Here is a 12657-nt window from a genome sequence, read left to right as displayed (position 1 = left end):
CGCGGCAGACCAGCCATGGGGTGAGGAATGTTCGGACTGGAACTTGACCCGGCGATGCAGCCTTTTGTGGCGCTGCTGATCCTTGCCGCCATGTTCGTTATGTTCATCCGCGAGACCTATCCGGTTGAGGTAGTGGCGATGGCCGGGGCCGCTGTGATGGTGGTGCTGGGGCTGTTGCCGTTGAAAGAGGCGACGGCGGTGCTGTCGAATGCGGCGCCCTGGACGATTGCGCTGATGTTTCTGGTCATGGGCGGGCTGGTGCGGACGGGGGCCGTCGAATTGCTGATCGGGCTGGCCGAGTCGCATGTGGGCCAGCGGCCAAAGACCACCATTGTCGTGCTGTTCGGCTTTGTCGCGGTGGCTTCGGCCTTTATGAACAACACGCCTTTGGTGGCGGTGATGATTCCGGTGGTGATGCAGATTGCGGTGCGGCTGGGCACGGCGCCGTCCAAATTGCTGATCCCGCTCAGTCACATGACGGTGCTGGGGGGGATGATCAGCCTGATCGGCACCTCGACCAACCTTCTGGTGGACGGGGTGGCCAAGGATGCGGGCATGGCGCATTTCAGCCTGTTCGAGATTGCCCCCTTGGGCATTGCGGTGACGCTGGCGGGGGGCCTCTATCTGGCGCTGTTTGCCGACCGGCTCTTGCCGGTGCGCCAGTCGATGGCGGCGATGCTGGGCGACCGCAAGCGGATGAAATACTTTACCGAAGTCGCCATTCCGCCGGATTCCGTGCTGGTGGGGACGCGGGTGCTGGACGTGACGCAGTTCAAGCGCGCGGGCGTGCGGGTGATCGACGTGCTGCGGGGCGACCTGTCCTTGCGCCGCGATTTGCAGGCGGTGGTGCTGGAGGGCGGTGACCGGGTGGTCCTGCGCACCGAGATGAGCGAGCTTCTCGACATGCAAAGCCGCACCGACATGCGGGTGGCCGACAAGCTTTCCTCGGTCGAGACGGAAACGGTCGAGGTGCTGATCACCCCGGGCTGCCATATGGTGGGGCGGCCTCTGGGCGAGTTGCGGTTGCGGCGGCGCTATGGCGTTTATGTTCTGGCGGCACACCGGCGCAGCCAGAACATCGGGCGGCAGTTGGATGAGCTGGTGGTGCAGGTCGGCGACACGCTGCTGCTGGAGGGCCGGGCGGAGGATATTCAGCGGCTGGCAGATGACATGGACATGGTCGATGTCTCGCATCCCAAGCAGAAGGCTTATCGCCGGGCCAAGGCGCCGATTGCCATTGGCGCGCTGGCGGCGGTGGTGCTGCTGTCCTCGCTGGATGTGGCGCCGATCATGGCCTTGGGCTTTCTGGCCGTGGTGGTGATCCTGCTGACGCGCTGCATCGACGCCGATGAGGCGCTGGGTTTTGTCGATGGCCGGCTGATGGCGATGATCTTTGCCATGCTGGCGGTGGGCGAGGGGCTGGACCGTTCGGGCGCGGTTGAGATGATCGTGGCTTGGGTCAAGCCGCTGATGCAGGGGCTGTCGCCCTTCCTGATGATCCTCGCGGTCTATCTGATCGGGCTGATCCTGACCGAGTTTCTGTCAAACAATGCGGTGGCGGTGGTCTTTACCCCCATCGCCATCGAGCTGGCCAATCAGTTGGGGGTGAACCCGCGGGCCTTTGTGGTGGCGGTGATGTTTTCCTCGACCTTGGCCTTTGCGACGCCGGTGGGCTATCAGACCAACATGATGGTCTACGGGCCGGGGGGGTATAAATTCCTCGACTTCACGCGGATCGGCATTCCGCTGAACCTGATCACCTGGCTTTTGTGTTCGGCGCTGATCCCGCTGATCTGGCCGCTTTACCCGTGAGGCGGCGCCATTCCGGCCATTCCCCCGGTGGGGAGGGGCGGCTTTGCGCCGGGGTTGCGCTGGGGTTGCCCTGTGCGGGGGCGGTGGTGTAGAGGAGCGCATCACCAAGGATCAGGGGTTCAGGGGTCATGGCAGGCCATTCGAAATGGGCGAACATCCAGCACCGCAAGGGCAAGCAGGATAAACTGCGCTCGAAGATGTTTTCCAAGCTGTCGAAGGAAATCACCGTCGCGGCGAAAATGGGGATGCCCGACCCCGACATGAACCCGCGTCTGCGTCTGGCGGTCAAGGCGGCCAAGGCGGTATCGATGCCCAAGGATGTGATCGACCGCGCCATCAAGAAAAGCCAGATGGGCGACGGCGCCGATTACAGCGAAATCCGCTATGAAGGTTACGGCGTGAACGGCATCGCCATCATCGTCGAGGCGCTGACCGATAACCTGAACCGCACGGCGTCGAATGTGCGCAGCTATTTCACCAAATGCGGCGGCAATCTGGGGCAGACCGGCTCGGTCAGCCACAGCTTTGACCGGGTGGGCGAGATCACCTATCCCGCCAGCGCCGGTTCGGCCGATGATGTGATGATGGCCGCACTGGACGCCGGGGCGGACGATGTGGAATCGGACGAAGAGGGCCATTGGGTCTATTGCTCGGTCGAGGCGCTGTCGGAAGTGTCGGATGCGCTGGAAAAGGCGCTGGGGGAATCGAGCGAATCCAAGCTGATCTGGAAGCCGCAGACCCTGACCGAAGTCGATCTGGACACCGCGCAAAAGTTGGTCCGGCTGATCGACATGCTGGAAGAAGATGACGATGTGCAGACGGTGACGCATAACTTCGACATGAGCGAAGAGGTTGCGGCCCAACTGGGCTGAGGCTTTTTGCGGCGGAACAGGGCGGCCCCGGGGGAAACCTCGGGGCCGTTTTGTTTGCGCGGTTCGGCGGGCCGGGTGTCTGTGGCCGGCCCCGGAGGGGTTTTGCACCCCTCCGGCGCTTCGCAGGGTCTTCGCTGCAAGGGCAGCACCCTGCTCGCACCCGCAGGATATTTATGGAGAGAGGATGGAGGCAGGGGGCGTCAGACCAGAATGCGTCCGGCTTCGGCGCGCAGGGCGGCGGTCAGGGGCGCAAGGGCGGGGGCGGCGAGCCGGGTGAATTGCCAGTGCAGCGCCACGTCCAGCGCAGTGTCGGGGGCGAGTTCCAGCAGCCGGCCTGCGGCGAGGTGGTCGGCCACAAGCGGCTCGGGGTTGAGGCCCCAGCCGAGGCCATGCAGGCAGGCATCGACAAACCCCTGAGATGAGGCGAGCCGGTGGCTGGGAAAGCTGGCGCGGCGGGCCGGGGCGCCGATATGGCGGGCGACCCAGCGATCCTGCAAGCGGTCCTTGTCGGAAAAGGTCAGGGCCGGGGCGCGGGCGATGGCCTGCGCCGTGGCGCCCTGCGGCATCCAGCGTTCCATGTAGTCCGGCGCGGCGGTGGCGCGGTAGCGCAGGGCACCAAGGGCCAGCGTTTCGCAGCCGGGCGGAGCCTTGGCATGGGCGGTGATGGCGCCCACCACCTCGCCGCGGGCAAGCCAGTCTTGGCTGACATCCTGATCGTCGATCACCAGATCGAAGAGAAAGCCGGGGCAGCGCGCCAGCGCCGGGATGATCCATGTGGCAAGGCTGTCGGCATTGACCGCCAGCCGCAGCGTGGCAGGCCCCGGGGCAAGCTGCGGCAGGTCGGCGGCAAGCCCCTGTTCCAGAAGGGCGATTTCATCATGGTGCCGGATCAGCCGCAGCCCGGCAGCGGTGGCGGTGCAGGGGGCGCCGCGGGTGATCAGCAGGGTGCCGGTCGCCTCTTCCAGCGCCTTGAGGCGCTGCGAGATGGCCGATGGGGTGACATGGAGCTGGGCGGCGGCCAGATCGAAGGAGCCGCGGCGGTGGATGGCGGCGAGGGCGGCGAGTTGGGCACGGTCGGGCATCGGTCTGTCCTGTGGTCGGCCTCGGGGCGCTGCCCCCGCGCTGATCGGTGCTTGAACCGATGGCGCACCGATCAGCGCACCCGGGATATTTGGGCAAAGATGAATGGGATTAGCAGAGCTTAATCAATCTAAGAAGTGTTAAGTTGTGCTTTTCCTGTATCCGGCTCAGAACCCTGCGGACAACGGAGGGGCATGGTATGGGTGAAGCGGCGGTTCAGGGCTGGTTGGTGGCGATCAGCCTGATCATGGCAATCGGGGCGCAGAATGCCTTTGTGTTGCGGCAAGGCTTGCGGCGCGAGCATGTGCTGGCGGTGGTGCTGGTCTGTGCCGCCTCGGATGCGGTGCTGATCGCGGCGGGGGTGACGGGGTTCGGCCTTGTCTCGGCGCGGGTGCCTTGGCTGGGCGAGGCGATGCGCTGGGCCGGGGTGGCGTTTCTGCTGGTCTATGGCGGTTTGCGGTTCCGGGCGGCGGCGCGCGGCGGCGAAGCGCTGCGGCCTGCGGGCGGCGCGGCGGTGCCTTTGGGCCGGGTGCTGGCCACCTGTCTGGTGCTGACCTGGGCCAATCCGCATGTCTATCTGGATACGGTTGTGTTGCTGGGTTCGATCGCGGCGCAATATGATCCGCACCGGACGGCCTTCGGCATTGGGGCGGGTTTGGGCAGTTTCAGCTTCTTTGCCGCGCTGGGCTTTGGCGCGCGGCTTTTGGCGCCGGTCTTTGCCAATCCGCGGGCATGGGTGGTGCTGGAGATCGTGGTCGGCGTGACGATGTGGGCGATTGCGGCGGGGCTTGCGCTGGGCGGGTGAAGCGGGTCATCTGCGGGCCATGACGATATCTGCGAAAACGCCCGCGCTTGATCTGGGGCGCCCGGTTGAGGGCGCGCTGTGGATGCTGACCTGTGGTCTGTCCTTTGTCGGGCTGACCGGGATCGTGCGCCATATCGGCACCGACCTGCCGGCGGCGCAGCAAGCCTTTCTGCGCTTTGGCTTCGGGGTGGTGATCTTGCTGCCGCAACTGCGCAGGATGCTGCGGGCGGGATTTCCACCCGGTGCGGCGCGGCTGTTTGCCGGGCGGGGCGTGGTGCATGTGGCGGCGGTGATCCTGTGGTTCTATGCCATGGCACGGCTGCCGGTGGCCGAGGTGACGGCGATCGGTTACCTGAACCCAGTGGTGGTGATGCTGGGCGGGGCGCTGGTTTTTGGTGAGCGGTTGACGGGCGCGCGGATGGCCACGGTTGCGGTGGCGCTGCTGGGGGCGGCGGTGATCCTGCGGCCGGGGATGCGCGAGCTGGGCGCGGGGCAGGCGGCGCAGGTGGCGGCTTCGGTCTGTTTCGCGGGCAGCTATCTTTATGCCAAGCGGCTGGCGGGGATGATGCCGGCGGCGACGGTGGTGGCGGTTCTGTCGCTGACCTCGACGCTGGGGCTTTTGCCCTTTGCGCTCTGGGTCTGGCAGCCGTTGAGCCTTGAGCAGGCGGCGCTTTTGGCGGGAACGGCGGTGCTGGGCACCTTTGCGCATTACTGCATGACGCGGGCCTTTGCTGCCGCACCTTTGGCGGTAACGCAGCCGGTGACCTTCTTGCAGATCGTCTGGGCGAGCCTTCTGGGCGCGGTGGTGTTCGGCGAGGCGGTGGACCCTTGGGTGATCCTTGGCGGCACGGTGATCATCGGGGCGATCTCGCTTTCGACGCTGGGCGAGGCGCGGGCGGCGGCGCAGCGGCGGGCGGCGCTGTTGCCCGAGGTTTGAGGCCGGGCCGTTCAGGTGCCGGGCACCCGGGGCAGGAAGCTGCCTTTCAGGCCAAGGATGGTTTCGGCAAGGCGGGCGGCGGCGGGTTGTTCGCTTTGGCCGATGTTCTGCACCAGAAACCAGTGCCGCTCGATCGGCAGTTGCGGCGCGTCGAGCGTGACCAGCGAGCCGGAGGCCAGTTCGTCGCGCACCGTGTGCAAGGACAGGAAGGCAAGGCCCAGCCCGGCGATGACCGCCTGTTTGATTGTTTCATTCGAGCCCATTTCGACAATCGGAAATGGCCGGCCATCGGCGATACGGTCAAGGTAGCGGGTCATCAGGATGCGGGTGCCTGACCCTTCCTCACGCGAAAAGAAGGTCTCGCCTTCCAGATCGGCGGCGGAAAGGGCGGCGCGATGGGCAAGAGGATGGTCGGCTGGCGCCACGATGCCATGGGGATGCGGGCCGATGGGGCGGGCGAGAACCGGCGGGCTGCGCGGCGGGCGGCCCATGATCGTGAGGTCAAAACGCATCCGTTCAAGGTCGCGCAGGATCTCTTCGCGGTTGCCGACCTGAAGCGACACCTCGATATCGGGATGCAGGGTGCGCAGGATTTTCACCAGCCCCGGCGCGAAATATTTGGCGGTGGAGACCACGCCCAAGAGAACGCGCCCCGCCCGGCCCGCCTTGATCGCCGCAATCCGGGTGAGCGATTGCGCCAGCGCCGCCTCGGCCCGCTCGGCCCCTTCCAGAAGCACCGCCCCGGCGGGGGTCAGGCCCGAGCCTTGGGCATCATGGGCGCGTTGCAACAGGGGGGTGCCGACCGCCTCTTCCAGCGCCTTGATCTGGGCATGGATCGCCGGGGTGGTCAGGCCAAGGGCGCGACCCGCCGCGGTCAGCGTGCCCAGACGCGCCACGGCAGAGAGGGCGCGGAGTTGTCGCAGGGTGACGGCTTCGGAGTAGGGCATTCAAAATTCCTGAATGAGTTATCAGGATTATTAAATTCCTTTTCAGATTCGGACAACCCATAGTCGCCTCAAGGGCAGCATCCGCAGAAGGTCGCGCCCGGTTGGGAGGAGAGGATTATGACGCCAGATCATGGCATTCTGCCGGATGCGCATGTGCCGCCGGCCCTGCGCGGCCTGATGGCCGAGATTGCCGCCGCCTCGGTTGCGCTGGCGGCGCGGATCGCCCGCAACGGGCTGGACGAGGCGCTGGGCGCGGCGGCGGGCACCAACAGCGACGGCGATGCGCAAAAGGCGCTGGATGTGATTGCCGATGAGCTGTTCTTGCAGGCGGCGCGGCGCGGTGGCGTGCGCCACTATGCCTCGGAAGAGCAGGAAGAGGTGGTGGTTCTGCGCGAGGATGCGCCCTTTGCGCTGGCGATTGATCCCTTGGACGGGTCGTCAAACATCGACACCAATGTCGCCATCGGCACGATTTTCTCGGTCTATCCGGCCGCCGCAACCCCCGAGGCCAGTTTCCTGCGCCCGGTGCGCGAGCAGATCGGGGCGGGCTATGTGATCTACGGGCCGCAGACCGCACTGATTTGCAGCTTTGGCGACGGGGTGCAGCGCTATGTGCTGGACAGCACCGCCGGGCGCTTTGTTCTGACCGAGGCGCAGGTGCAGGTGCCGACGGAGTCGAGCGAATTTGCCGTCAATGCCTCGAACTACCGGCATTGGCAGGCGCCGGTGCGCGCCTATGTCGATGATTGCGTGGCGGGGGTCGAAGGGCCGCGGGCCAAGAATTTCAACATGCGCTGGATCGCCTCGCTGGTGGCAGAGGTGCATCGCATCCTGAGCCGGGGCGGCGTGTTTCTCTATCCTGCCGACAGCCGCAAGGGCTATGAGAACGGGCGGTTGCGGCTGGTTTACGAATGCGCGCCCATCGCCTTTCTGATGGTGCAGGCGGGGGGCGGGGCGACCGACGGCACCGACCCGATCCTGCGCGCCCGGCCCACCGCGCTGCATCAGCGCACGCCCTTCATCTTTGGCAGCCTGTCGAAGGTTGCCCGCGTCGCCGCCTATCACGACATGCCCGCAGGTGAAACCGCTGCCCTGTTCGGCAAGCGCGGCCTGTTTCGGAGTTGAAACCATGAGCAAGAAATACCCCATCATCTCGGTCACCGGATCGTCCGGGGCGGGCACCTCGACGGTGAAGCACACGTTTGACCAGATTTTCCGGCGCGAGGGCATCACGGCGGTTTCCATCGAAGGCGATGCCTTCCACCGCTTCAACCGGGCCGACATGAAGGACGAGCTGGCGCGGCGGCAGGCGGCGGGGGATATGACCTTTTCGCATTTCTCCTATGAAGCCAATGAGCTGGAGGAATTGCAGCGCGTCTTCCGCGAGTATGGAGAGACGGGCAAGGGCCGCACCCGAACCTATGTGCATGACGCCGGAGAGGCCGCGAAAACCGGGGTTGCGCCGGGGAATTTCACCGCCTGGGCGCCCTTTGCCGATGACAGCGACCTCTTGTTCTATGAGGGGCTGCATGGCGCGGTCGTGAATGACACGGTGAACCTTGCCGCGCTGGCGGATCTGAAAATCGGGGTGGTGCCGGTGATCAACCTTGAATGGATCCAGAAGATCCACCGCGACCGGGCCCATCGCGGCTATTCCACCGAGGCGGTGACCGACACCATCCTGCGCCGGATGCACGCCTATGTGCATTGCATCACGCCGCAATTCACCGAGACCGACATCAACTTTCAGCGGGTGCCGGTGGTCGATACCTCGAACCCGTTCATCGCGCGCTGGATACCGACGCCGGATGAAAGCCTTGTGGTGATCCGCTTCAAATCGCCCCGCGGCATCGACTTTCCCTATCTGACGGCAATGATCGCCGGAAGCTGGATGAGCCGCGCCAATTCCATCGTGATCCCCGGCAACAAGCTGGACCTTGCGATGCAACTGATCCTGACCCCGCTGATCGAGCGCCTGATCCGCGACGCCAAGCGCGCCTGAGCCAAACCGAAAGGACCAAGACCATGAACATTGCCACGCAGGCAGTGACCGAAAGAGACATGGCCAATGCGCTGCGGGCGCTGACCATGGATGCGGTGCAGGCGGCGAACTCGGGCCATCCGGGGATGCCGATGGGCATGGCCGATGTGGCGGCGGTGCTGTTCAACCGCTTTGTCACGATTGACCCGGCCGATCACCGTTGGCCCGACCGCGACCGTTTCGTGCTGTCGGCGGGGCATGGGTCGATGCTGCTTTATGCGCTGAACCACCTCCTGGGCTATCCCGACATGGGGGTGGATCAGTTGCGGGCGTTCCGGCAGTTGGGCAGCCGCACCGCGGGGCACCCGGAATATGGCCATGCGCAGGGGGTCGAGGTGACGACCGGCCCCCTGGGGCAGGGGATTGCCACGGCGGTCGGCATGGCGCTGGCCGAGCGGATGGCGGCGGCGCGCTTTCCCGATCTGGTGGACCACTGGACCTGGGTCATGGCGGGCGATGGCTGTCTGATGGAGGGGATCAGCCACGAAGCCATTGATATGGCAGGGCATCTGGGCCTTGGGCGGCTGATCGTGCTGTGGGATGACAACCATATCACGATTGACGGTGATACGGCCCTTTCCACCTCGACCGACCAGAAGGCGCGGTTTGCAGCGGCGGGCTGGCATGTGCTGGGCTGCGATGCCCATACGCCGACCGAGATTGCCGATGCGATTGCAGCGGCCAAGGCCGATCCGCGGCCCAGCCTGATCGCCTGCCGCTCGGTCATCGGCTTTGGCGCGCCGAACAAGCAGGGCAGCCATGATGTGCATGGTGCGCCTTTGGGGGCGGAAGAGATTGCAGCGGCGCGGGCGCATCTGGGTTGGCCGCATGGCGCCTTCGAGGTGCCGGGGCCGGTGCGCGAGGCATGGGGCCGCGTGGCGGCGCGGGGGGCAGCGGCGCGGGCCGGGTGGCAGGCGCGGCTGGCCTCTTCGGCGCAGGCAGAGGCGTTCCGGGCAGCGCAGGCGGCAGACGCAGCCCCCTTGGCGGCGGCAATGGCGGCGCACAAGGCGCGGCTTCTGGCCGACAAGCCCAAGGTCGCCACCCGCAAGGCCAGCGAAATGGCGTTGCAGGTGGTGGCCGACGCGCTGCCCTTTGTGGTGGGCGGCTCGGCCGATCTGACCGGATCGAACCTGACGCGGGCCAAGGGGCAGCGGGCGGTGCAGCGCGGCGATTACGGCGGCAGCTATCTGCATTACGGCATCCGCGAGCATGGCATGGCGGCGGCAATGAACGGGATCACGCTGCATGGCGGCTTCCGCGCCTATGGCGGCACCTTTCTGGCCTTTGCCGATTATTGCCGCCCGGCGATCCGGCTTTCGGCGCTGATGGGGCTGCCGGTGACCTATGTGATGACGCATGACTCGATTGGTCTGGGCGAGGATGGCCCCACCCATCAGCCGGTGGAGACGCTGGCGGGGCTGCGGGCCATTCCGAACCTTGTGGTGCTGCGGCCCTGCGATGCTGTGGAAACGGCGGAGGCTTGGGAGATTGCGCTGGGGGCGACCGCGACGCCGACCCTTTTGGCCCTGAGCCGGCAGAACTTGCCGCTGGTGCGGGAGAATGCTGCGGAAAACCTCACGGCGAAGGGCGCCTATCTGCTGCGTGGCGGGGAAGGCCGCGATGTGACGCTGATTGCCACCGGGTCGGAGGTGGAGATTGCGCTGGCTGCGGCTGCCACGCTGGAAGGCTTGGGTCTGCGGGTGGCGGTGGTCTCGGCGCCCTCGTTCGAGCTTTTTGCCGCGCAAAGCCCGCAATACCGCGCCGATGTGCTGGGCACCGCGCCGCGCGTGGGGATCGAGGCGGCCATCCGGCAGGGCTGGGACGCCGTGCTGCGCGAGGGCGATGCCTTCATCGGCATGACGGGCTTTGGCGCCTCGGCCCCGGCGCCCGCACTTTACGCCCATTTCGGGATCACCGCCGAGGCCGCCGTGCAGGCCGCCCGCAAACTGACAGGGAAATGAGATGACGGTTAAAGTTGCCATCAACGGATTTGGCCGGATTGGCCGCAACGTGCTGCGCGCCATCGTGGAATCGGGACGGACCGACATTCGCGTGGTCGCGGTTAACGATCTGGGGCCGGTGGAGACCAATGCCCATCTGCTGCGGTTTGACTCGGTGCATGGCCGCTTTCCGGGGCAGGTGACCACGGGAGCAGACTGGATCGACGCCGGACAAGGGCCGATCCGGGTGACGGCAATCCGCGATCCGAAAGACCTGCCCTGGGGCGATGTCGATGTCGCGCTGGAATGCACCGGGCTTTTCACCGACCGCGCCAAGGCGGCGCTGCATCTTGAGAACGGATCGAAGCGGGTGCTGGTTTCGGCGCCGGCGGAGGGGGCGGACAAGACCATCGTTTACGGGGTGAACCACGGCACGCTGACCGCCGGTGACCGGATCGTCTCCAACGCCTCTTGCACCACCAATTGCCTGTCGCCGGTGGCGCAGGTGCTTCATGCGGCGGTGGGGATCGAAAAGGGGATGATGACCACGATCCACTCCTACACCGGCGATCAGCCGACGCTGGACACCATGCACAAGGATCTTTACCGGGGCCGGGCGGCGGCGTTGAGCATGATCCCGACCAGCACGGGCGCGGCCAAGGCGGTGGGGCTGGTGCTGCCCGAGCTTGCCGGGCGGCTGGACGGCTTTGCGATCCGGGTGCCGACGCCGAATGTCTCGGTCGTGGATCTGAAGTTCATCGCCAAGCGGGCGACGACGGTCGAGGAGGTGAACGCGGCGATCCGCGCGGCGGCAGAGGGGCCGCTGAAGGGCATCCTCGGCTTTACCACGGCCAAGAATGTGTCCGCCGACTTCAACCACGACCCGCATTCCTCGGTGTTCCACATGGACCAGACCAAGGTGATGGAGGGCACCATGGTTTCGGTGTTGTCCTGGTATGACAACGAATGGGGGTTCTCGAACCGCATGGCGGATACCGCCGTGGCGATGGGGGGCCTGCTGTGAGCATCACCTCCATCACCGAATTGCCGGTTTCGGGGCGCCGTCTTGTGGTGCGGGCCGATCTGAACGTGCCGATGGAGGGCGGGCGGGTGACCGATGCCACCCGGATCACCCGCTTTGCCACCGGGATGCGGCCCCTGCTGGACGGTGGGGCGGCGCTGGTGGTGCTGTCGCATTTCGGGCGGCCCAAGGGCGGGGATATGGCCTTTTCGCTGCGCCACCTGCGCGATGACCTTTCCCGCGCGCTGGGTCGTCCGGTGCGCTTCGCCTCGCTGGACGAGGCCGAGGCAGAGGCGGATGACCTGCGCCCGGGGCAGGTGCTTCTGGTCGAGAATATCCGGTTCGAGCCGGGGGAAGAGCGCAACGACATGGCCCTTGCGGCGCGGCTGGCGCGGCTGGGCGACATCTATGTCAATGATGCGTTTTCCTGCGCCCACCGCGCCCATGCCTCGACCGCCGGAATCGCGCGGCTGATGCCCGCCGCCGCAGGGCCGCTGATGTGCGAGGAAATCGCGGCGCTGACCCGCGCGCTTGAGGTGCCGAAGCGGCCTTCGGTGGCGATTGTCGGCGGCGCGAAAGTGTCCAGCAAGATTGCGGTGTTGAAGCATCTGGTGACCCGGCTGGATCATGTGATCGTCGGCGGCGGCATGGCGAATACCTTCCTTTATGCCGAGGGTGCGCCGATGGGCCGCTCGCTGCATGAGGCGGACCAGTTGGGCACGGTGGATGAAATCCGCGCACTGGCCGCCCGGCACGGCTGCACGCTGCACCTGCCCGCCGACGTGGTGGTCGCGCGCGAGTTCCGCGCCGGGGCCGAAAGCATGGTGGTGCCCGCCGATGCCTGCCCGGCGGATGCGATGATCCTCGATGCCGGGCCGCAGGCGGTGGACAGCTTTGCCCGCGTGCTGGAGGGGGCGCGGACCATCCTGTGGAACGGTCCCTTGGGTGCCTTTGAAATGGCGCCGTTTGACCGGGGCACGGTGGCCTTAGCCAAGGTGGCCGCCGATCTGACCCGCGCCGGGCTGACGGTTTCGGTGGCGGGGGGCGGCGACACGGTGGCGGCGCTGAATGCCGCCGGGGTGGCGGGGCATTTCACCTATGTCTCCACCGCTGGCGGAGCGTTTCTGGAATGGCTGGAGGGGCGTGCCCTTCCCGGGATCGCCGCGCTGATGCGCGACGATCAGGCAGCGTAACAGGAGGAC

11 protein-coding genes are annotated in these 12657 nt (G+C 66.3%); 9 read left to right on the top strand and 2 right to left on the bottom strand.

All coding sequences use genetic code 11. The annotated features are described in order from the left end of the window. The first annotated feature begins 27 nt into the window (after positions 1-27). Both HS053_RS05570 and HS053_RS05565 read left to right on the top strand, forming a co-directional pair. A complete protein-coding gene (locus HS053_RS05570) occupies positions 28-1812 on the top strand; it encodes an SLC13 family permease (RefSeq protein WP_174210226.1) in 1785 nt (594 codons plus the stop codon). Positions 1813-1940: 128 nt separating this feature from the next. Continuing rightward, complete coding sequence (locus HS053_RS05565; protein ID WP_174210225.1) at positions 1941-2684, top strand: YebC/PmpR family DNA-binding transcriptional regulator; 744 nt, start codon at positions 1941-1943, stop codon at positions 2682-2684. Positions 2685-2884: 200 nt separating this feature from the next. On the opposite strand, the gene HS053_RS05560 is transcribed toward HS053_RS05565, so the two are convergent. Continuing rightward, positions 2885-3766 carry a LysR family transcriptional regulator ArgP gene (locus tag HS053_RS05560; RefSeq protein ID WP_174210224.1) on the bottom strand — a complete coding sequence of 294 codons (882 nt, stop codon included), beginning with the start codon at positions 3764-3766 and terminating at the stop codon, positions 2885-2887. A 197-nt stretch (positions 3767-3963) separates the two neighbouring features. Between HS053_RS05560 and HS053_RS05555 the strand changes: the two genes are divergently transcribed. Together HS053_RS05555 and HS053_RS05550 are read left to right on the top strand one after the other, a co-directional pair. Then, the gene (locus tag HS053_RS05555) at positions 3964-4569 is read left to right on the top strand and encodes a LysE/ArgO family amino acid transporter (RefSeq protein WP_174210223.1); all 606 of its coding nucleotides are present in this window, start codon (positions 3964-3966) and stop codon (positions 4567-4569) included. Between the two features lie 82 nt (positions 4570-4651). After that, entirely contained in the window at positions 4652-5506 is an 855-nt protein-coding gene (locus tag HS053_RS05550) for a DMT family transporter (protein ID WP_174210521.1), read from the top strand. Between the two features lie 11 nt (positions 5507-5517). On the opposite strand, the gene cbbR is transcribed toward HS053_RS05550, so the two are convergent. Continuing rightward, the gene (gene cbbR, locus HS053_RS05545) at positions 5518-6453 is read right to left on the bottom strand and encodes a LysR family regulator CbbR (protein ID WP_174210222.1); all 936 of its coding nucleotides are present in this window, start codon (positions 6451-6453) and stop codon (positions 5518-5520) included. 117 nt (positions 6454-6570) lie between these two features. On the opposite strand from cbbR, the gene HS053_RS05540 reads away from it, so the two are divergent. From HS053_RS05540 to HS053_RS05520, 5 genes are read left to right on the top strand one after another with little or no spacing between them, the layout of a single operon-like run. After that, entirely contained in the window at positions 6571-7578 is a 1008-nt protein-coding gene (locus HS053_RS05540; RefSeq protein WP_174210221.1) for a class 1 fructose-bisphosphatase, read from the top strand. A gap of 4 nt (positions 7579-7582) precedes the next feature. Then, the gene (locus HS053_RS05535) at positions 7583-8455 is read left to right on the top strand and encodes a phosphoribulokinase (RefSeq protein ID WP_174210220.1); all 873 of its coding nucleotides are present in this window, start codon (positions 7583-7585) and stop codon (positions 8453-8455) included. A gap of 23 nt (positions 8456-8478) precedes the next feature. After that, complete coding sequence (tkt, locus tag HS053_RS05530; protein ID WP_174210219.1) at positions 8479-10455, top strand: transketolase; 1977 nt, start codon at positions 8479-8481, stop codon at positions 10453-10455. A 1-nt stretch (position 10456) separates the two neighbouring features. Further along, positions 10457-11458, top strand: coding sequence for a type I glyceraldehyde-3-phosphate dehydrogenase (gene gap / locus HS053_RS05525; RefSeq protein ID WP_174210218.1), 1002 nt, complete (start codon positions 10457-10459; stop codon positions 11456-11458). After that, positions 11455-12648, top strand: coding sequence for a phosphoglycerate kinase (locus HS053_RS05520; protein ID WP_347233296.1), 1194 nt, complete (start codon positions 11455-11457; stop codon positions 12646-12648). The genes gap and HS053_RS05520 overlap by 4 nt, the downstream gene beginning before the upstream one ends. Positions 12649-12657 lie beyond the last annotated feature (9 nt).

This window comes from Tabrizicola fusiformis (assembly GCF_013328815.1).
Classification (GTDB): domain Bacteria; phylum Pseudomonadota; class Alphaproteobacteria; order Rhodobacterales; family Rhodobacteraceae; genus Fuscibacter.
This window is presented reverse-complemented; position numbering and strand designations above follow the sequence as displayed.

Bases quoted from the DNA above. Each gene is read 5' to 3' on its own strand.
- HS053_RS05570 (WP_174210226.1), top strand. From the start codon at position 28: ATGTTCGGACTGGAACTTGACCCGGCGATGCAGCCTTTTGTGGCGCTG.
- HS053_RS05565 (WP_174210225.1), top strand. From the start codon at position 1,941: ATGGCAGGCCATTCGAAATGGGCGAACATCCAGCACCGCAAGGGCAAG.
- HS053_RS05560 (WP_174210224.1), bottom strand. From the start codon at position 3,766: ATGCCCGACCGTGCCCAACTCGCCGCCCTCGCCGCCATCCACCGCCGC.
- HS053_RS05555 (WP_174210223.1), top strand. From the start codon at position 3,964: ATGGGTGAAGCGGCGGTTCAGGGCTGGTTGGTGGCGATCAGCCTGATC.
- HS053_RS05550 (WP_174210521.1), top strand. From the start codon at position 4,652: ATGCTGACCTGTGGTCTGTCCTTTGTCGGGCTGACCGGGATCGTGCGC.
- cbbR (WP_174210222.1), bottom strand. From the start codon at position 6,453: ATGCCCTACTCCGAAGCCGTCACCCTGCGACAACTCCGCGCCCTCTCT.
- HS053_RS05540 (WP_174210221.1), top strand. From the start codon at position 6,571: ATGACGCCAGATCATGGCATTCTGCCGGATGCGCATGTGCCGCCGGCC.
- HS053_RS05535 (WP_174210220.1), top strand. From the start codon at position 7,583: ATGAGCAAGAAATACCCCATCATCTCGGTCACCGGATCGTCCGGGGCG.
- tkt (WP_174210219.1), top strand. From the start codon at position 8,479: ATGAACATTGCCACGCAGGCAGTGACCGAAAGAGACATGGCCAATGCG.
- gap (WP_174210218.1), top strand. From the start codon at position 10,457: ATGACGGTTAAAGTTGCCATCAACGGATTTGGCCGGATTGGCCGCAAC.